The following is a 17,899-nucleotide window of genomic DNA, read 5'->3' as shown; positions in this document are numbered from 1 at the left end:
AAATTAGTTTGGGTCTGCTTGAGAGTAAGGGTTTGTAAAAACTGTTGTGTCTCTTTCTACCACTAGTTCTTTTACATCTCCCAAGTCAACCATCTCAAAACCCGGATCGGGCGTAGAATAACGCATAACTAAACCAGTTCCTAAAGCCAAAATGGCCAAGGATAAACTGATGATATTCAGAATACGTCGTTTGGTTGAAGACAGCAAAATTCTATCGTTTGGTTCTTAAACAATTCAGGGAGACCCAAACCCTTAGACAAAAATCCACGGTATGAACACATAAAAAGCCAAGGTGCCTTGGCTTTTTCACAAAATGAACAAGACTAAGACCTACTTTTCGAAGGCCTGAATTGTTCGTTCAATAATGTCACAGCACTCGTGCAATTGCTCTTCCGTCATCACCAAGGGAGGAGCAAAACGAATGATATTTCCGTGCGTCGGTTTAGCCAGCAATCCGTTTTCCTTCAATGCAACACAAATGTCCCAAGCCGTCGAGCTCGACGGATGGTCATTGATCACGATGGCATTCAACAAGCCTCGACCCCTAACCAAAGTCACCAGGTCAGACTTTTCTATGAGTTTCTTCATTCGTTCTCTAAACAGCACCCCTAATTTGCGCGCATTCTGAGTAAGCTTTTCATCTCGAATCACTTCTAAGGCAGTGGTGGCTACGGCACCTGCCACCGGATTTCCACCGAATGTAGAACCATGTGTACCCGGTGTGATGACATTCATAATGGCGTCGTCAGCTAAAACGGCAGAGACAGGATAAACACCTCCTGAAATGGCTTTTCCTAAAATCAGTACATCGGGCCTTGTGTAGGTGGCTTGCCTCTCGCAGTGTCCCTCACAAGTACAGTTTCCACACACAGCCAAAAGCCCACCGGTTCTTCCAATACCCGTTTGAATCTCATCCGCCATGAACAATACATTATATTCCTTACACAGCTTCGCCACGTTTTTCATGAATTGTTCACCAGGCACGTTGACCCCAGCTTCTCCTTGAATCGGTTCGATCAACACGCCTACGACGTTGTCATTCTGCAACGCCTCCTCTAGTGCTTCTTTGTCGCTATACGGTAATTTAATAAACCCATGCGTAAAAGGTCCAAAATTCTTTCGTGCATCCGGATCACTAGAAAATGAAATGATGGTGGTAGTTCTGCCGTGAAAATTCTGATCAAATACAATGATCTTACCCTCATTCTCTTCAACGCCTTTCTTTTCATACCCCCATTTTCTACAGATCTTTATGGCTGTTTCGACGGCCTCAGCACCGGTATTCATGGGCAGCACTTTGTCGAAACCAAAATACTCTGTGACATACTTTTCATACGGCCCGAGCATGTCATTGTGAAAAGCACGTGAGGTCAAGGTCAATTTTTCTGCCTGCTCCTTCATTGCTCCTATGATCCGTGGATGACAGTGCCCTTGGTTCACTGCACTGTAGGCCGAAAGAAAGTCGTAGTACTTTTTCCCCTCAACATCCCAAAGAAAGACCCCTTCCCCTTTGGATAAGACCACGGGTAGTGGATGATAGTTATGGGCTCCATGTTTGTTTTCTAACTTAATTGCGGCTTCACTTGATTGTACCATTTCCATAGGATATTTTTTTACTGGTTTTTATAACAATGCAACTACACCAAAGGTATAGAGTTTATTTCAGCCATAAAAAATGTCGGAGCCCTCAAAACCTAAAAAGCTTTTTGCCAGTAAAACAGAAGATTACTACATTGATAAAGACGGTAGATTTGTTTTTACAGCCCATTACCTAACAAAAAGAGGGTATTGTTGCCAAAATGGATGCAAGCACTGTCCATATGGCTTTAAAAAATGACGGACTTTTTCGAAAACTTACCCATCAATCTCGATGACCTGCCACAGGCAGAAGAAAAAGACTTTGAATCCATTGCACCCAATTACAGGAAAGTAGTCCTGATCGCCTGGGGTATATTTTACTTCATTTTACTCGTTGGTCCTCCCATTGTTTTTTGGTTCGTAGAAGAAATAAAAAGCGAATGGCACTATTATGTTGCCAGTACCGGCACAGCAGCATTGCTTTGGGGACTCAACATCCTATGGGTGACGAAGGCCATCAAAAGAAAGAAATACGTACTAAGGCAACGGGACTTGATCTATTCGACCGGTTTGCTATGGCACAAGCGAATTACCGTACCCTTCAATCGTATTCAACATGCAGAAGTGAAGCAAGGGCCTATCGAACGCATCTATAAACTACATAATCTCAACGTTTTTACAGCTGGCGGTAGTTCGAGCGACCTTTCTATCCCTGGTCTCACCGAAGAGAAAGCAAAAAAGCTCAAGGAGTTCATTCTCAATAAAATTGAAGAAGAAGAGGATGGAGCGCATTGAACAACGTTTTGCAGAACCACAACGACAGGCAGGAATAGCCATTCTCATCATCCTCTTAAAATTCCTGAAACAAACCGTCAAGAGTTTCTGGCCGCTGGCACTCTCCTTGTTTATTGGCAGCAAATCAGACCGCTTCGATATCTATCTCGGCATATTTGTGATCGTTATTTCTGTTTTAAATCTCGGTGGATCTGTGCTGAGTTATTTCAGGTATTACATTCAGCTCGAAAAGGACGCCATCAGTATTGATAAAGGCATTTTGAAGCGATCGAAAACCAATGTGCCGTTTGAGCGAATCCAATCGATCAACTTCAAACAAAATTTGGTGCATCAATTTTTTGGGGTGGTCAGCGTCGAGATAGACACGGCGGGTGCCAGCAAAGCCGAATTGACCATCGATGCCATTGACAAAAAAGATGCCGAGGCACTTCGTGAATATATCATGGCGATGCGCTCTGAGATCTTGCAAGAACGCATTGACACAAGTCATGAAGAGCAAGCCTCAATGGAAAGAACCATTTTGCATCTATCGGTCAGCGACTTGATCAAAGTGGGCGTAAGCCAAAACCATTTGCGTTCAATGGCTATCCTTTTTGGTTTCGCACTCACAATTTTGAACGACCTCAACGAGAGTTTTGAAGGGGTCGTAGAAAAGGAGCTTAGTAGCCAAGCGGACCTGATCCTCAACAGTCAATGGTTGATCTTCTTGTTCTTTGTTGTGGTCATACTGGTCATCTCCTTCATCTATTCACTGATCACGACCATACTAGGCAATTATGACCTTAAGCTCAATCTGAGCAACAAAGGCCTGAAGCTTGTGAAAGGCTTATTGAATCGAGAAGAAACCTCAATCAATAAGCATAAAATTCAAGTCGTCAGTTGGAGCGATAACCCCATACGTCGATTGTTCAAGATGTGGACGTTAACCTTAGAACAAGCCAGTAGTGAAGATGCAGCAAAGGTCAAATCAAAGATCAACGTACCCGGCTGCTACCTTGAGCAAGTAGATAAGGTACTCGAAGTGGTCTTACCAAAAATGAGAGACTTTGTCTTGACCAAGCACAAGGTTTCCATTCTTTTAAAATATCGCCTACTCTTCTTTGTCAGTTTAATGCCCTTCTTGCTTTCATTGGTGGCCTTCATTTGGATCGATTGGCGCGTCCTTTGGTTCATTGGCTGGCCCATCTTCACAAGCCTTTACATACATCTTTACTTTCAAAAACGCTCTTTTGAGATCAGTGAAGAAGTATTCAAAAACAACACGGGTGCTTTTGGAACACGCTTTGAACTTACACAACTCCACAAAGTACAAGCCATAGAAATCACGCAAAGTTGGTACCAACGACGAAAAAACTTGGCCGATATAGAATTGACTACCGCTTCGGGAGAGCTCAGCGTTCCATTTATCCCAATTGAAATGGCTAGGGCTCTAGAAAAATACATCCTTTATCGAGTGGAATCAGACAAGCGAGAATGGATGTGATTTTTTGACTTATTTACTGGCCTAGGTTTGTCAGTTTGAAAATAATTCGGATATTTGCAATCCGTTTACAGAAAGCGGCTAATTAAACAAGATCATGGCAAGAGTTTGTGATATTACTGGAAAGAAAGTACAAGTAGGAAACAACGTTTCTCACGCAAATAATAAGACGAAAAGAAAATTCTATCCGAATCTTCAAAAGAAGAGATTCTATCTTCCGGAAGAAGATAAATGGATCACGCTGAAAGTATCTACTTCAGCGTTAAGAACCATTAATAAAAATGGAATCACTGCTGTACTGAAAAAAGCAAGACAAAACGGTAACATTTTAGTATAATAGCGTCTTAGAACGTTATTGTACTACCATGAAACTATTGATAAAAACATTTGTCCTGGTAACGTTCTTGTTATCAGGATTTTTTATTTCTGCCCAAGAGGTTCTTGTTCCCACAGACTACCTCAAACCTGAATTTCACAAAGGACGCAGGGAAGCATTGAGGGCCAAAATGCCAGCCAACTCTGTGGCTGTATTCTTTGCAAACCCGGTGCGTAACCGTGCGAATGATGTCGATTACATCTACCATCAAGACCCCAATCTGTACTACTTAACCGGCTACAAAGAACCGCATGCTGTGCTTTTCATCTTCAAAGAAGCGCAAGAGAACGAGGGTAAATCCTTTAACGAGCTATTCTTTGTGCAAGAAAGAAATCCCATGGCCGAAATGTGGAACGGTCGCAGGCTTGGCGACGAAGGTGTTAAAGAACAACTGGCTATACTCAACACATTCAACGGCTCCCTATTCAAAGACTTTGAGATCAACTTTGAGCAATTCGATAAGATCCTGTTCTATGATTTCCAAAATGATGTAAGAGACAACCCAAGAGATCAAGCAGATCTTTACAGCCTCATCGAGCAGTTCAAAACTAAGGTGGGCTATGGCATGGAAGCAAACTCCCTTGGGGTGGAACCGAAGAAGAACAACCTCGACATGCGGACACTCGACCAATACATGAACGAGCTGAGAGGCATAAAAACTCCAGAAGAGCTCGACCTGATCAGAAAAGCCGTGTTCATTTCAACTGTTGGTCAGCGGGAGGTAATGAAGGCGATGAAACCAGGTCTTTCCGAAACAGAGATACAAGGAATTCATGAGTTTGTGTTCAAAAAATATGGCTCCGAGTACGAGGGCTATCCTTCGATAGTGGGTGCAGGCAATAACGGCTGTATTTTGCATTACATTGAGAACAACAAGCCCTTGGTCACAAGCAAAGAAATGATTCTGATGGACCTTGGTGCTGAATACCACGGCTATACAGCAGATGTAACTCGCACCATTCCTGTAGACGGTAAATTTTCGCCAGAAGAAAAGGCGATCTATGACCTTGTCTACAAATCGCAGCAAACTGCAATGGACATGGCCAAACCCGGCACTACCTTTACAAGTATGACCGCCGTTTCCAAACAGATCATTAACGAGGGACTTGCTGAGCTTGGCATTATTGATAGCCCAAGTGCACGACACCTGTACTTCCCCCATGGCCTCGCCCATCACATCGGTTTAGATGTTCACGATAAAGGTGAATACAACAAATTAGAGGAGAACATGGTGATCACTGTGGAGCCCGGCATCTACATTCCGGAAGGCGCCGACTGCGATCCAAAGTGGTGGGGCATCGCTGTTCGCATAGAAGATGATATTTTGATCACAAAAGACAGCTATGAGTTGCTCTCGGCTTTCGCTCCCCGAACCACAGAAGAGATCGAGGCCTTGATGAAAGAACCAAGTCCTCTGGAGGCCTTTCAATTACCTGAATTAAAAGGTGGAAAATAGGCGTTTCTAGCGTTAAGAGACTAGGTGGACTGGTGAAGCACTTCACCTCGATTGAAAAAACTACATAATTTTCAATAGCCTGTTTTTATATAAGAACTAGTTCCGTATATTTGCAGTCCGAATTTTGAAAGCATAGAGAAATGGCTAAGAAAGGCAACAGAGTTCAAGTGATACTAGAATGTACCGAACACAAAGAGAGTGGTAAGCCGGGTACATCTCGTTACATTACGACTAAGAATAGAAAGAACACAACTGAACGATTGGAGTTGAAGAAGTATAACCCGATCTTGAAGAAATACACTGTACACAAAGAAATTAAGTAATTATGGCGAAGAAAGTAGTTGCAACCCTGAAACAAGAAGGTGGTGTAAAATACGCCAAAGTGATCAAAGCGGTAAGATCTCCAAAAACAGGTGCTTACACGTTCAAGGAAGAAATGGTTACTGAAGACATGGTTAAACAAGTTTTAGCCGATAAATAAAACTTTACTTTTTAAGTAATAAATTAAAGTCCCCATTGAGGGACTTTTTTGTTCGCGACACTTTAATTCTCAATCACATGGCCCTATTCGGATTATTCTCCAAAGACAAGAAAGAAACCTTAGATAAAGGTCTGGAAAAGACCAAGGAAAGCATCTTTTCAAAACTTGGCAGGGCGGTTGCCGGCAAATCCAAGGTAGATGATGAGGTCTTGGATGAATTGGAAGAGATCTTGGTTACTTCTGATGTTGGGGTAGAAACTACTGTCAAGATCATCGAACGAATCGAAGCACGTGTAGCGAAAGACAAATACATGGGCACATCGGAACTCGACCAGATCTTACGAGACGAAGTTGCCGGACTCTTAACGGAAAACAATACCGAAGACCTAGCTGATTTTGAATTACCTGCAGGACCCAAACCCTACGTGATCCTAGTAGTAGGCGTTAATGGTGTGGGTAAAACCACCACCATTGGTAAGCTAGCGGCTCAATTCAAAGCAAAGGGGAAATCCGTGGTACTTGGCGCTGCCGACACATTTCGAGCGGCGGCTGTTGATCAATTGAAACTATGGGGAGAACGTGTGGGTGTTCCCGTGGTCGCTCACGGCATGAACACCGATCCGAGTGCGGTTGCGTACGATGCCGTAAAAGAAGGCGTTGAAAGCGGTGCGGACTTGGTCATTGTTGATACCGCGGGTCGTCTGCATACCAAAGTGAATTTGATGAACGAACTTTCGAAGATCAAACGCGTCATGCAGAAGTTCATTCCAGAAGCACCACATGAGATCATGCTAGTGCTCGATGGATCAACAGGTCAAAATGCCTTTATTCAGGCGAAAGAATTCACAAAAGCTACGGACGTGAGCTCATTGGCAATTACCAAGCTAGATGGAACAGCCAAAGGTGGCGTCGTGATCGGTATCTCCGATCAATTCAAAATTCCAGTGAAGTACATCGGAGTAGGTGAAAAAGTAAACGACTTACAAGTCTTCAATAAGGCCGAATTTGTGGATTCGCTTTTTAAGAAGTAAAACTGTCACTCTATTCAGTCAGCCTGCACAGAAACGTACATGTTGGTGTATCATATCGTTCAACTTTGATTTTCCGAAAATCATAATCAATTGTTTATCAATATTTTATGAGTTTGGCAAGTAAGTTGTAAACCCATTTACAGATTTCAACAAAGTAAATGAACGAACCATGAGCGCGATAGCCATTCAAATCCCTCAGATATCCGGCGAACAGGAGATCGAGGTAGAAGTAAAAATCAACGGACAAAAGAGATCTTACAATTACCGTGTAGAGGTTTTCTATTGGGCAGACTGCGAAAACCCCAGCGACGATCGCGTAGATTGCATTCGTCAGATTTTGGCAACATACGACCCCCAATGGGAGCTCTATCAGATAGGACTGCCCACGGATGAATTGGTGCCGATCACCTTCCGTAAAAAGCGCGTTTGATTCTAAATTTCAGTGATCAAAGAGTTACGGACTATGATGTAAGTACCTTCTGTGCCACGTGCCGCCTATTTTTTACTCCTAAAGTCCTCCATAGTTCTCTGCTCATTTATCCGTACATTTGCAGACTAATTTATAGGCATGAAGGCGAAGGGAAATCAGAAAACAAAGGTCAATATTGTAACACTGGGCTGCTCTAAGAACTTAGTAGACTCAGAGGTCATGTTGACCCAGCTAAGAGGGAACGGCATCGAAACGACCCATGAAGCGCAGAATGACGATGCCAATGTGGTGGTGATCAACACCTGCGGTTTTATCGATAATGCCAAGCAAGAATCGATCGATACCATCCTTCGCTATGTTGATGCCAAGGAAGAGGGCTTGGTAGAAAAGGTCTATGTCTCTGGATGCTTGTCAGAGCGCTATAGAAACGATCTAGAAAAAGAGATCCCACAGGTCGATGCCTTTTTCGGTACCCGTGAGCTGCCGAACCTGTTAAAAAAATTCAAAGCCGATTACAAACATGAGCTCATTGGGGAGCGCATCACCACCACGAACAGTCACTTTTCGTACTTGAAGATCGCCGAAGGTTGCGACAGACCTTGTTCTTTTTGTGCCATTCCTTTAATGCGCGGCGGACATGTTTCACGCCCCATCGAAGAACTCGTTACGGAAGCAAAGAACTTGGCGAAAAATGGGACAAAAGAGCTGTTACTCATTGCACAAGATTCTACCTACTATGGGTTGGATCTTTACAAAAAGCGTAACCTTGCCGATCTCATGCGCCACCTTTCCGACGTCGAAGGTATTGATTGGATTAGGCTGCATTATGCGTTCCCAACAGGTTTTCCGATGGATGTCTTGGATGTCATGAACGAGCGAGATAACATTTGCAATTACCTTGACATTCCGCTGCAACACGGTTCCACTAAAATGCTCAAGCTCATGAGGCGAGGAACAACCCGAGAAAAAACAGAAGCCCTTCTTGATACCATGAGAAGCAAAGTTCCTGACATCGCTATCCGCACAACGTTGATTGCTGGACACCCGGGTGAAACAGATGCTGATTTTCAGGAGATGTATGATTTTGTCCAAAGGTCACGTTTTGACAGACTGGGTATCTTCACCTATTCCCACGAAGAGAACACGCACGCATTCAGTTACTCGGATGATGTGCCGGATGAGGTCAAGCAAGAGCGGGCTAATGCCATCATGGACTTGCAGGAAGGCATTTCTCGCGAAATTAATGAGGCCAAAGTTGGCCGAACCTTCAAAGTGTTGATAGACAGAAAAGAAAGCGGAAATTTTATAGGCCGTACTGAACATGACAGCCCGGAAGTTGACAATGAAGTGCTGATAGATGCCAGCAAACATTACCTCAGAGTGGGTGATTTCGCTGAAATTCGCATTACCGATGCCACTGAATTTGACCTTTATGGCGAACCGTCTGTGTGATTTTGGGGTTGTCTACACAGAACTTTTGAATAGTTTTACAGAAATCGTTTTTAACATTTTATGGAAGTCTCGGACCAACCTGCCTGTTTACTACACAAGACCAACTTTGAACAGACCAACAGTTTTTCAGACTTTTTCTTAGACTACATTTCAGGCAATAAAGTCCTCGAGCCTTTTCATAATGGGCTCCCTACCGTTGAAAATTTAGGAAGGCAGATCAAAAAACGAAATTTCAAAGATGCCAACAGACAAGTCTTACATGACGTTATTTCAAGGCAATACGAAGGCTTAGAAATCAGTGCCTTGCTAGATGCTAACCTTTCCAAACTGAAGGATAAAAACACCTTTACCATTACTACTGGACATCAACTGAACATCTTCACTGGTCCTCTATACTTTATCTACAAGATCGTTACGGTGATCAGAGCTTGTCAAGAACTGAAAAAGGCTCATCCTGAGCATAACTTTGTGCCTGTATATTGGATGGCCTCTGAAGATCATGATTTTGAGGAAATCAGCTATTTCCGCTATAACGGTAGAAAATTTCAGTGGAACACGGAGCAAACAGGTGCCGTAGGTCACTTTGATCCCAAAGAGCTGAAAACACTCATCGATGAATTCCCTGGTATTCCTGCTTTTTTTCAAGAGGCGTATCTCAAGAGCAGCAACTTGGCAGAGGCCGTGAGAAAATACGTGAACCACCTTTTCGGTGAGCATGGATTGGTGGTGGTTGATGCCGATGAGGCCGCGCTCAAATCGTTATTCAATGAGGTGATCACAGCAGATCTTTTTGAGCATAGCCCACAACAAACTGTTCAAAAGACCACAGGTGCCTTGGAAGATTTGGGGTATAAAACCCAAGTGCACGCTCGTGAGATCAATTTCTTCTACCTCAAAGATAATCTTCGTGCCCGCATAGAAAAGGTGAACGATGCATTTATCGTGGTTGACAGTGACATCTCATTTACGGAAGAAACCCTAAGAGCAGAGATCCAAACACACCCGGAAAGATTTAGCCCAAACGTGGTGCTCCGCCCACTCTATCAGGAATATATTCTACCTAATTTGGCTTACGTTGGAGGCCCATCCGAACTGGTGTATTGGCTTCAGCTGAAAGATAACTTTGATCATTTTGATGTATGCTTTCCTTTGCTCATGCCACGAAATTTTGCCGGTGTGATCAATCGGTCTACCCAACGAAAAATTATCCAATCAGAACTTAGCTGGGAGGATCTCTTCAAAAATGAGCACACCTTGATCAATGATAAGGTCGCTCAAAAAACACAGTTTAGTCTCGACCTGAATGACCAGAAAAAGCGACTGCACGATCTCTTTGAAGAAGCCCTTGATCAAGCCAGAAAAATTGACACCACCTTGGAACGCACTGTACAAGGGGAACATCGGAAAGCAGAAAAGACACTCGAGCGATTGGAAAAGAAATTACTGAAAGCAGAGCGTAAAAATCAAGAAGTACTTGTCAACCGAATTAGTGCCATCAAAGAATCTCTTTTTCCAGGGGGCGCTCCCCAAGAGAGAAAAGACAATTTTCTCAATTTTTTCTTGAATGATCCGAATTTTATAGACTTGTGCATGGAAGCCTTTGACCCTTTTGATTATCGCTTCCATTTGATTGCGACGAATGAATAAATCAGTACTTCGGAAAGTATATCTTGAAAAGCGCAAAACCTTAACGAATAAAGAATTTGAGCGAAGGAATTCCCTGATCTTTGAAAAGAGCAAAGGCTTTCTTGAAAAGTATCTCCAGGAGCACAGAAAAGTTCATCTTTTCAGTAGCATACAAGAAAATTACGAGGTCAATACTTGGCCCATAATTCATTGGCTACACGAGAATAATGCGGAAGTTATTTTACCCAGAACCGGTTCAAACAGACAACTTACGCATCATCAATACAGAAAAGGAGATCCATTGCACACGAACAAATGGGGAATCGCTGAGCCCATTTCAAACGAATCGCTTCCTGCTGACATACTAGATGTTGTTTTTGTTCCGATGATCTGCTTCGATAAAGCTGGCCACCGCATTGGGTATGGTGGTGGGTTCTATGACGTCTTTTTAAGTCAGGTTAGCCCCGATTGTCTCAAAATAGGACTATGCCTCTCCCCTCCTTTAGATGAGATTCCCTACATAGAAAAACTAGACATTAAATTGGATCATTGCATCACCCACCTTAAGGTCTACTCCTTTTAATTGGTCCGCTTGAGGAGCTTTACCGTCAGTTCATCAGCTCCCTTTCTGCCTTTCACTACATAAAGACCGTCAGGTACTAGGCGCAAATCCACAAGAACTTCCTGGTCTTGTTGGTAATTTGCAACAGTCCTTTGTTGAATCATTCTCCCCTCTGCATTCACAACACCAAGTTCAAAGTCTCCAATAAAATGGCTTGGGAAAACCAAGGTGAATAAACCATCGGACGGGTTTCGATCAACTACAATGGACTTACCTCCTAAATATCTCTCATCAATCGAGGTGATGATATTCTCTATGGTATAGGTTTCATTCGACTGAATCTGACCATCGAAGGCATTCCCGCTTTCATCTTCAATGTCTTGTTCTGCTCGAAACTCAATACCCAATGGCCCATCCTCTTGTATTTCAATGATCTCCATTTCAAATACACGTCCTGCTTCGGCTTGCCTCAGGCTTCCCAAAGTTGCGCCGGAAGACCCTGCGATGAATTGAAGATCGGTGGTGCCAAAGTTGACAATGGGTTCATTGAATTCGATACGGAAAGTCACCTCCGCCTGATTGGTCACTGCACTCACAGGATCGAATCTTGTGATCGAAACCGTTGGTGAAACACCATCTACAATGCTATAGGTCTCTGCACTCAGTATCCGTCCACTGAAAAGGTTATCGGACTCGTCCAGAATATCCGTTGCTCCTATGACACTTAGCCCTAAGGCACCCTTTCCTCTGATATTGTCAATACTTACATGATAAATCGCATCGGTCTCACGGGTCACATTGGCTACATCACCGGCCGCGCTTCCCGTGGTCACAAAATCAGATGCATCTACATTTTTCACATTCTCATTGAAAGTTACCTGAAACGTTACCTCTGTGACGGTAACATCTTCATCGGTTGGATTCATTCTGGCAATGGAAGTAATTTCTGGAGCATCTCCATCTAAGTTGATGTTGATGGTATTCGATAGTGTATTTTGCTGGTCTTGGAAAAACAACCGCAATTGATATGCTCCTCCATTGGTAACCGTAAGGGTATTTCCGTCTTCTCCGCTTATAATTTCTCCGTTCCTCAACCATTGATATGCCAAAGGACGGTTTTGATCGAAACTTCGATTGGCCATGATATCATAAGACACATTCTGCGCATCAAAAGCATAATGAATGAAGGCATTCTTTCCTACATCATAAGAGGCTGAAAAAACACCATTGCCGTGCGTACTCGCCACCACTAATCCTTCGATCGGTCGGACTTGAATCCAACTGACCACCACATCGCCTATGCCATCCGGAGATTGCTGTGTCCAAACCGTATTGGCGCCAGCCAAGGTTTGGGTCATGTATAAACCGACAGAAGTACCTGCAAAGTAATAGTTACCGCCATTACCGTCAGGCATGATCTCAAACGAACGTACCGAAGGGCCCACGCCCGATCCATCGGCATTTTCCTCGAGGTTTCCGGCAATGCTCGACCAATTTTGCCCGCCATCAGTACTTTCCCAAATGCTGATCACCCCATAATTGGTGAAGGTGACGATCACGTGATTGGCATCAGCGGGGTCAACCTTGATCGCACCAATGTAACCGTCAGGCATACTACCTGTGGGCAGATCCTCTGCTTGCACATTACTCTCAATGCCTTGCGTATTGGTCACCTTTAGTACTTGACCAAAATCTGTTCCCATGTAGAGAACACCCTCCGGCTCGACGGAAAAGCCCATCGCAGTAATATTTGCATTTGACCCTGTCAACTCAGGACTAGTAATTTCAATCCAATCACCTGCACCTGGGTTGGTGCGGATGTCCTTGGCGAAAAAGGCACGCTCCAAACCACCGATCACGACTTGGTCTTGATTGACTTCATTGAATGCGAAAGGGTTCACGAATAAAAACTCCTCTTCTCGTTGGCTTTCATGAACAGGCACAATGGACACAGCATTATTGAAGTCAACCGCATTATTTACGATCTCAATGCGATCTACATTGCCTTTTTGGGAAGAAACAAAAAACGAGTTGTACGTTATGGCCGACCAGGCTCCATCTCCTCCACCTGCTCTTCCCCAATCATTGGTCGGGTCTTGGGAGGTTGTGAAATAAGTTCCGTTGTCTTGCATTCCACCAATGATAAAAGGATTGGCAATGTCAATGGTATTGAGTCCAATATGATAGAATTGGGTAGAGAGGTATCCATTATTCAACGACTGCCACGTGACCGGAAAGTTGGCATTATTGGCCAAATTGTTTGTGGTGAGATGAACACCCCCATCGTCTCCGGTGATCATTTTATTCGGGTCTGAAGGGAAGAAAACTGCCTTGTGTAGGTCAGGATGATGATTTGGATATAAGAAACTGATATTTTGAGCGGGGCTGTACCCTGCAATCTGTGTCTTATTGGTAGTGGTTTGGAAGCCATCCGTAGATCTGAATAAGTTAGTTCCTCCAATGAACACAACATCACTATTATTCGGATGAACCGTAACCAATTGGTCATAATACTGCTGTGTCGTAAAATCGGTCAAGCCTTGTCGACTGTCAGGATCAGAGGGTATTGCCAGCGCTGCACTCAAATTTGTCCAGCTTTTTGCTGCATCATCCCACTTGAATAGGGTTCGATCACTTACCAACCAGATGTTGTTCTCATTCTGCGGATCTATTCCCAATTCCAACCGCAAATAGCCTGCTTCAATGCCGTTTGGCGTAATCTCTGTCCAATTAATACCATCGGCGGAGCGCCACACACCATCTTGCCCTCCGGCCCCATTTGCGCTTTGACGCCCAACGGTCGCATACACGACACCTGTGGAGGTGACCAGCACGTCGGCCATGTTGTTCGGATTATTGGTAGCTCCTAATACTGTCGTAAACGTCTGGAAACCATCCGTTGTCCGAACGATACTGCCTGCACCTGCTGCATAAAGCTCTGTCTCGGTCGTATTTGAATAATCCATAGCCAATTCATCAAGCAGCGTAAATGCGGTAAGTGTATTCACAGGGTCTGTTCCTGAGGTGCCATTGACCGCTGTTGTCGGGATTAGCGTCCAATTGCTTCCATTATCAGTCGATTTATAGATGCCATTACCAAAGTAAAAGGCCCCGTCCCCCGAAGCAGAATTACCCCTGCGTTCACCGGTACCATAATACCAAGTAGAATTTTGGCCACTTCGACGGTCTTGAATGATGGCGGTAACTCCTGGGTGCTGATCGAGTTTTGACGTGCGTGTCCATGTAGCTCCTTGATCTACAGACTTCCAAACACCACCTGAAATTCCTCCGGCTAAAATGGTGTTCTCATCCGCAATATCGATAGCCAAGGCCCTCGTGCGGCCACCGATATTCCAAGGACCTCGATTGATAAAATTCGCATTAGCCGTAGCCGCAGTAGACTCTGCTTTAAATTGACCTTTCACTGTGCGCACAGCTGGTTTGATGCGATCTTGTTGCTCCTTGATGAACTCCCTTTCTTTCAATCCAATTTGTACAGGGATCTTTCCGGTGTTTGGATCTCTCAATTTTTTCAATTCAAAAGCGTTTCGATCCCAAGGACTCTCATACTTTTCCTCCGCTTCATCCTCTTCCGTCATTTCCGTGACAACAAGGCTATTCTCTTCCCATCGAAATGTTCTTGTCTCCTTCGAAAAAAGCACAATGAAAAAAATCAGGACTACTGCTATTGGTAGAATTAGTCTTTTGCTGCTCTTTTTCATATTAAAGCATTGAGATGGTTAATGTTTGACCTTCTTTTAGCACAGGTGTCATGGCGTCTAACTTGACTTTATCCCCTTTCTTAAAGGCTCTTCCTTCAATAGAACCTACTACACTCAGTCGAATGGATTCTCCCTTTCTAGGTCTTACCGTGGCAAAGGTCTCTCCAAAACCGTTCACCGCTAATACGTTAGCATCGGCAAAAAATGCGCCTTCCACCTCCTCAATTGCAGAGGTGAACTCTATGGTTAATCGGACAGCCCCCTTAGGAATACTTGGCTTATGAGCCAAATAGATTCCATCTTCATTTTGACTGAAATTCACGGCATTTGACGTTTGACATGAGAGAGTGATACAAAAAGACAGTAGAAAAATAACCGCTGGTAAGGAACGCTGGGAGATCATACGCAATAATTAAGTGAAAGAAGATACAACTCTTCGCGATTATCTTCACAAATCAGCATGCGAAAGAGATGGTTGTTTTAATTTTTTATCCCACGAACCATTTCCTTTTTGCCTGGCGGCCCCTTTAAGGTTTCCACTTCAAAACCGGCTGCTTTAAGGTTGCGTTTGAACTGCCCCTGTGCGCAATAAGTCACCAAAACACCGCCTTTTACTAGGCAATCATGTAATTTTTCCAAAACACTAAGGTTCCATACCTCTCCTTGTTTATTGGGGGCAAAAGCATCAAAAAACACTACTTCCGACTCTCTGTTGAGTGTGACTTCCTCCACCTTCTCTTGGTACTTGAGGAACCTGAAATTATCAAAGACGGCCTCCTCCTTTGAAGGCATTTCATGCATTCTCAACAATTCTTCATTCATCACATGAGGAAGATATTCAGCAAAATTCAACCGACTAAAGAGGTCTTCGCTCAGGGGAAAAGGCTCTAAAGTGAGATAATCGATCGAAAGAGCTGGATGCTGCCGAGCAAATTCAAGCATCATCAAGGCATTTAATCCCGTTCCAAAACCAACTTCTAAAATTCGAACACGTTGATGATTTTCTTGCAGAAGCGTGTATTCTACTCCTTCCTTTAAAAACACATACTGAGACTCCGTTAATGCCCCATGGGTTGAATGATACGTTTCATTCATCTCGCGAATGTAAAGCGAGTGTGAGCCATCCTCGGTTACGATAAGCTTGGCCTTTAACATTTAGTCTTTTTGGATCAATACAGCAGCGTATGCCGCCACGCCTTCCTTTTTTCCGACAAAGCCTAATTTTTCAGTGGTTGTAGCTTTTATCGATATGTCATCTTCATCTATCCCCATAACCTCTGCCAGGCATTTCTTCATTGCAGGAATGTGTGGGTTGACCTTTGGTTCTTGTAATGCAATGGTAGAATCAATATTTCCTACGTGGTAGCCCTTTGTATTGATCAATTCGATCACTTCTTTCAAAAGGATCTTACTATCAATCCCTTTGAATTTCGGGTCTTGATCGGAAAAATGATATCCAATGTCTCGCATATTTGCCGCGCCAAGCAGTGCATCACAAATGACGTGAATCAAGACATCGGCATCAGAATGCCCAACGGCACCCTGTGTGTGGGGAACCAAAATTCCTCCTAGCCAAAATTCTTCACCATCCGCCAATTGATGAACGTCATACCCAAATCCTACTCTGATTTTCATGCGCTTCTTCTTTTCGCTTTGTACTTCAGTAATGAGGCATTCTCCTTTGTCAACAGCTCGTTGGCCACTTCAGCCACTTGCTGCCTGGTCACCGCCCTAATTTTTCCAATTTCCTGGTTTGCCAACTCAGCATCACCGAGCATTTCGGCAAAAGCCAAGTTCATGGCTCGATTGAGCAACTCCAGATCAGAAAAGACCTGAGAAGCCTCGGCTTTATTTTTTACTTTTTGCAATTCCTCTCTAGAAATCCCTTTCACTTTTAATTCCTCAAGTAATGCCCATACGGCTTCTTCTGCCTTTTCCATACTCACTCCCTCATTAAGCTTTCCTTGAATTGTCAGTAGTCCGGGATCCACATTACCCGTAACGAATGCATTGATCGAATTGAAGATCGGCTGCTTCTCAACCAGCTCTTGATACAACAGACTTGATTTACCCCGACCCAATACATCACTCAACAGATCGGTCGAATGATAATTTCGGTCATTTCTTCCGCTCATGTGAAAGGACAAGTAAAACGCGTCTAGAGGAACATCCGCGCTTGTCTCAAGAATTTTGTATTGCTGCTGTTTTGGTTCAGGCTTTATTTCAACCAAATCTTGCTGCCCTTGGGGAATAGGACCAAACCATTTCTCTGAAAGCCTACGGACCTCATCTAGATTGACATCTCCTGCTACGACCAATACCGCATTATTTGGCACATAAAAACGCTTAAAAAACGCTTTCACATCTTCCAAGGTCGCCTCTTCAATATGACTGATTTCTTTGCCTATAGTAGGCCACTGGTATGGGTGCTGATCGTAAGCCAAGGGTCGAAGCTTCAACCAAACATCACCATAGGGTTGATTCAAATAACGTTGCTTGAATTCTTCAATGACGACTGCACGTTGTACTTCCAAAACGTTGGGATCAAAGCTTAAGCTGAGCATGCGGTCTGACTCCAACCAAAACGCTGTCTCCAAATTTGCCGAAGGCACCGTAATGTAATAATTGGTGATATCGTTTGAAGTAAAGGCATTGTTATCACCGCCCACTCGTTGCAGCGGCTCATCAAATGAAGGAACATGTTTTGAGCCACCAAACATCAAATGCTCGAAAAGGTGCGCAAAACCTGTCTTTTCAGGTGATTCATTTCTAGCCCCCACTTTGTAGAGCAAATTAAGAACCGCCATTGGTGACGACTTATCTTGATGAACAATGACCGTCAGGCCATTTTCGAGTTGAAATCTTTCGAATGGGATCATAAACAGATTTGAGGCGAATTTAAAAATAATG

19 protein-coding genes are annotated in these 17,899 nt (G+C 43.7%); 12 read left to right on the top strand and 7 right to left on the bottom strand.

Going from position 1 to position 17,899, the window contains the following annotated elements; genetic code table 11:
- Nucleotides 1–3: 3 nt before the first annotated feature.
- Together AC2D6U_RS13980 and rocD are read right to left on the bottom strand one after the other, a co-directional pair.
- Nucleotides 4–207, bottom strand: coding sequence for a hypothetical protein (locus AC2D6U_RS13980; RefSeq protein ID WP_484721608.1), 204 nt, complete (start codon nucleotides 205–207; stop codon nucleotides 4–6).
- 123 nt (nucleotides 208–330) lie between these two features.
- Nucleotides 331–1,602 carry an ornithine--oxo-acid transaminase gene (gene rocD / locus AC2D6U_RS13975; protein WP_484721607.1) on the bottom strand — a complete coding sequence of 424 codons (1,272 nt, stop codon included), beginning with the start codon at nucleotides 1,600–1,602 and terminating at the stop codon, nucleotides 331–333.
- Nucleotides 1,603–1,675: 73 nt separating this feature from the next.
- On the opposite strand from rocD, the gene AC2D6U_RS13970 reads away from it, so the two are divergent.
- From AC2D6U_RS13970 to AC2D6U_RS13915, 12 genes are all read left to right on the top strand, one after another.
- On the top strand, nucleotides 1,676–1,837 hold the full coding sequence (locus AC2D6U_RS13970; RefSeq protein WP_484721606.1) for a C1orf53 family protein: 162 nt from the start codon (nucleotides 1,676–1,678) through the stop codon (nucleotides 1,835–1,837).
- Nucleotides 1,834–2,373 (top strand): PH domain-containing protein, encoded by a 540-nt coding sequence (locus tag AC2D6U_RS13965; protein WP_484721605.1) that lies wholly within the window; start codon nucleotides 1,834–1,836, stop codon nucleotides 2,371–2,373. Before AC2D6U_RS13970 ends, AC2D6U_RS13965 begins: the two co-directional genes overlap by 4 nt.
- Entirely contained in the window at nucleotides 2,345–3,856 is a 1,512-nt protein-coding gene (locus tag AC2D6U_RS13960; RefSeq protein ID WP_484721604.1) for a PH domain-containing protein, read from the top strand. Before AC2D6U_RS13965 ends, AC2D6U_RS13960 begins: the two co-directional genes overlap by 29 nt.
- Nucleotides 3,857–3,950: 94 nt before the next feature.
- A complete protein-coding gene (rpmB, locus tag AC2D6U_RS13955; protein ID WP_484721603.1) occupies nucleotides 3,951–4,190 on the top strand; it encodes a 50S ribosomal protein L28 in 240 nt (79 codons plus the stop codon).
- Nucleotides 4,191–4,218: 28 nt separating this feature from the next.
- Nucleotides 4,219–5,685 (top strand): aminopeptidase P N-terminal domain-containing protein, encoded by a 1,467-nt coding sequence (locus AC2D6U_RS13950; RefSeq protein ID WP_484721602.1) that lies wholly within the window; start codon nucleotides 4,219–4,221, stop codon nucleotides 5,683–5,685.
- Between the two features lie 140 nt (nucleotides 5,686–5,825).
- The gene (rpmG, locus tag AC2D6U_RS13945; RefSeq protein ID WP_484721601.1) at nucleotides 5,826–6,008 is read left to right on the top strand and encodes a 50S ribosomal protein L33; all 183 of its coding nucleotides are present in this window, start codon (nucleotides 5,826–5,828) and stop codon (nucleotides 6,006–6,008) included.
- Between the two features lie 2 nt (nucleotides 6,009–6,010).
- Nucleotides 6,011–6,166, top strand: a complete 156-nt coding sequence (locus tag AC2D6U_RS13940) for a DUF4295 domain-containing protein (protein WP_484721600.1) — start codon at nucleotides 6,011–6,013, stop codon at nucleotides 6,164–6,166.
- Between the two features lie 77 nt (nucleotides 6,167–6,243).
- A complete protein-coding gene (ftsY, locus tag AC2D6U_RS13935) occupies nucleotides 6,244–7,197 on the top strand; it encodes a signal recognition particle-docking protein FtsY (RefSeq protein ID WP_484721599.1) in 954 nt (317 codons plus the stop codon).
- A 169-nt stretch (nucleotides 7,198–7,366) separates the two neighbouring features.
- A complete protein-coding gene (locus tag AC2D6U_RS13930) occupies nucleotides 7,367–7,627 on the top strand; it encodes a hypothetical protein (RefSeq protein WP_484721598.1) in 261 nt (86 codons plus the stop codon).
- A gap of 138 nt (nucleotides 7,628–7,765) precedes the next feature.
- Nucleotides 7,766–9,079 (top strand): 30S ribosomal protein S12 methylthiotransferase RimO, encoded by a 1,314-nt coding sequence (gene rimO, locus AC2D6U_RS13925; RefSeq protein ID WP_484721597.1) that lies wholly within the window; start codon nucleotides 7,766–7,768, stop codon nucleotides 9,077–9,079.
- Nucleotides 9,080–9,139: 60 nt separating this feature from the next.
- Nucleotides 9,140–10,726, top strand: a complete 1,587-nt coding sequence (gene bshC, locus AC2D6U_RS13920) for a bacillithiol biosynthesis cysteine-adding enzyme BshC (protein ID WP_484721596.1) — start codon at nucleotides 9,140–9,142, stop codon at nucleotides 10,724–10,726.
- Nucleotides 10,719–11,288, top strand: a complete 570-nt coding sequence (locus AC2D6U_RS13915) for a 5-formyltetrahydrofolate cyclo-ligase (protein ID WP_484721595.1) — start codon at nucleotides 10,719–10,721, stop codon at nucleotides 11,286–11,288. Before bshC ends, AC2D6U_RS13915 begins: the two co-directional genes overlap by 8 nt.
- Here the strand turns inward: AC2D6U_RS13915 and AC2D6U_RS13910 are convergent.
- The 5 genes from AC2D6U_RS13910 to AC2D6U_RS13890 form a co-directional block, all read right to left on the bottom strand.
- Complete coding sequence (locus tag AC2D6U_RS13910) at nucleotides 11,285–14,989, bottom strand: hypothetical protein (RefSeq protein WP_484721594.1); 3,705 nt, start codon at nucleotides 14,987–14,989, stop codon at nucleotides 11,285–11,287. The genes AC2D6U_RS13915 and AC2D6U_RS13910 overlap by 4 nt on opposite strands.
- Nucleotide 14,990: 1 nt before the next feature.
- Complete coding sequence (locus AC2D6U_RS13905; protein ID WP_484721593.1) at nucleotides 14,991–15,311, bottom strand: hypothetical protein; 321 nt, start codon at nucleotides 15,309–15,311, stop codon at nucleotides 14,991–14,993.
- Nucleotides 15,312–15,469: 158 nt separating this feature from the next.
- Nucleotides 15,470–16,144 carry a tRNA (5-methylaminomethyl-2-thiouridine)(34)-methyltransferase MnmC2 gene (gene mnmC2 / locus AC2D6U_RS13900; RefSeq protein WP_484721592.1) on the bottom strand — a complete coding sequence of 225 codons (675 nt, stop codon included), beginning with the start codon at nucleotides 16,142–16,144 and terminating at the stop codon, nucleotides 15,470–15,472.
- On the bottom strand, nucleotides 16,145–16,624 hold the full coding sequence (gene ispF / locus AC2D6U_RS13895; protein WP_484721591.1) for a 2-C-methyl-D-erythritol 2,4-cyclodiphosphate synthase: 480 nt from the start codon (nucleotides 16,622–16,624) through the stop codon (nucleotides 16,145–16,147). It abuts the gene before it with no gap.
- Entirely contained in the window at nucleotides 16,621–17,868 is a 1,248-nt protein-coding gene (locus AC2D6U_RS13890; protein ID WP_484721590.1) for a M16 family metallopeptidase, read from the bottom strand. Before AC2D6U_RS13890 ends, ispF begins: the two co-directional genes overlap by 4 nt.
- Between the last annotated feature and the right edge of the window lie 31 nt (nucleotides 17,869–17,899).

The organism is Roseivirga sp. YIW32, assembly GCF_057219245.1.
This window is presented reverse-complemented; position numbering and strand designations above follow the sequence as displayed.

What these genes read in the sequence shown, in the direction of transcription:
- AC2D6U_RS13910 (WP_484721594.1), bottom strand. Translation starts at nt 14,989, where the DNA reads ATGAAAAAGAGCAGCAAAAGACTAATTCTACCAATAGCAGTAGTCCTG.
- rpmG (WP_484721601.1), top strand. Translation starts at nt 5,826, where the DNA reads ATGGCTAAGAAAGGCAACAGAGTTCAAGTGATACTAGAATGTACCGAA.
- rimO (WP_484721597.1), top strand. Translation starts at nt 7,766, where the DNA reads ATGAAGGCGAAGGGAAATCAGAAAACAAAGGTCAATATTGTAACACTG.
- rocD (WP_484721607.1), bottom strand. Translation starts at nt 1,602, where the DNA reads ATGGAAATGGTACAATCAAGTGAAGCCGCAATTAAGTTAGAAAACAAA.
- ftsY (WP_484721599.1), top strand. Translation starts at nt 6,244, where the DNA reads ATGGCCCTATTCGGATTATTCTCCAAAGACAAGAAAGAAACCTTAGAT.
- ispF (WP_484721591.1), bottom strand. Translation starts at nt 16,624, where the DNA reads ATGAAAATCAGAGTAGGATTTGGGTATGACGTTCATCAATTGGCGGAT.
- AC2D6U_RS13950 (WP_484721602.1), top strand. Translation starts at nt 4,219, where the DNA reads ATGAAACTATTGATAAAAACATTTGTCCTGGTAACGTTCTTGTTATCA.
- AC2D6U_RS13930 (WP_484721598.1), top strand. Translation starts at nt 7,367, where the DNA reads ATGAGCGCGATAGCCATTCAAATCCCTCAGATATCCGGCGAACAGGAG.
- AC2D6U_RS13890 (WP_484721590.1), bottom strand. Translation starts at nt 17,868, where the DNA reads ATGATCCCATTCGAAAGATTTCAACTCGAAAATGGCCTGACGGTCATT.
- bshC (WP_484721596.1), top strand. Translation starts at nt 9,140, where the DNA reads ATGGAAGTCTCGGACCAACCTGCCTGTTTACTACACAAGACCAACTTT.
- AC2D6U_RS13965 (WP_484721605.1), top strand. Translation starts at nt 1,834, where the DNA reads ATGACGGACTTTTTCGAAAACTTACCCATCAATCTCGATGACCTGCCA.
- rpmB (WP_484721603.1), top strand. Translation starts at nt 3,951, where the DNA reads ATGGCAAGAGTTTGTGATATTACTGGAAAGAAAGTACAAGTAGGAAAC.
- AC2D6U_RS13915 (WP_484721595.1), top strand. Translation starts at nt 10,719, where the DNA reads ATGAATAAATCAGTACTTCGGAAAGTATATCTTGAAAAGCGCAAAACC.
- AC2D6U_RS13940 (WP_484721600.1), top strand. Translation starts at nt 6,011, where the DNA reads ATGGCGAAGAAAGTAGTTGCAACCCTGAAACAAGAAGGTGGTGTAAAA.
- AC2D6U_RS13970 (WP_484721606.1), top strand. Translation starts at nt 1,676, where the DNA reads ATGTCGGAGCCCTCAAAACCTAAAAAGCTTTTTGCCAGTAAAACAGAA.
- mnmC2 (WP_484721592.1), bottom strand. Translation starts at nt 16,144, where the DNA reads ATGTTAAAGGCCAAGCTTATCGTAACCGAGGATGGCTCACACTCGCTT.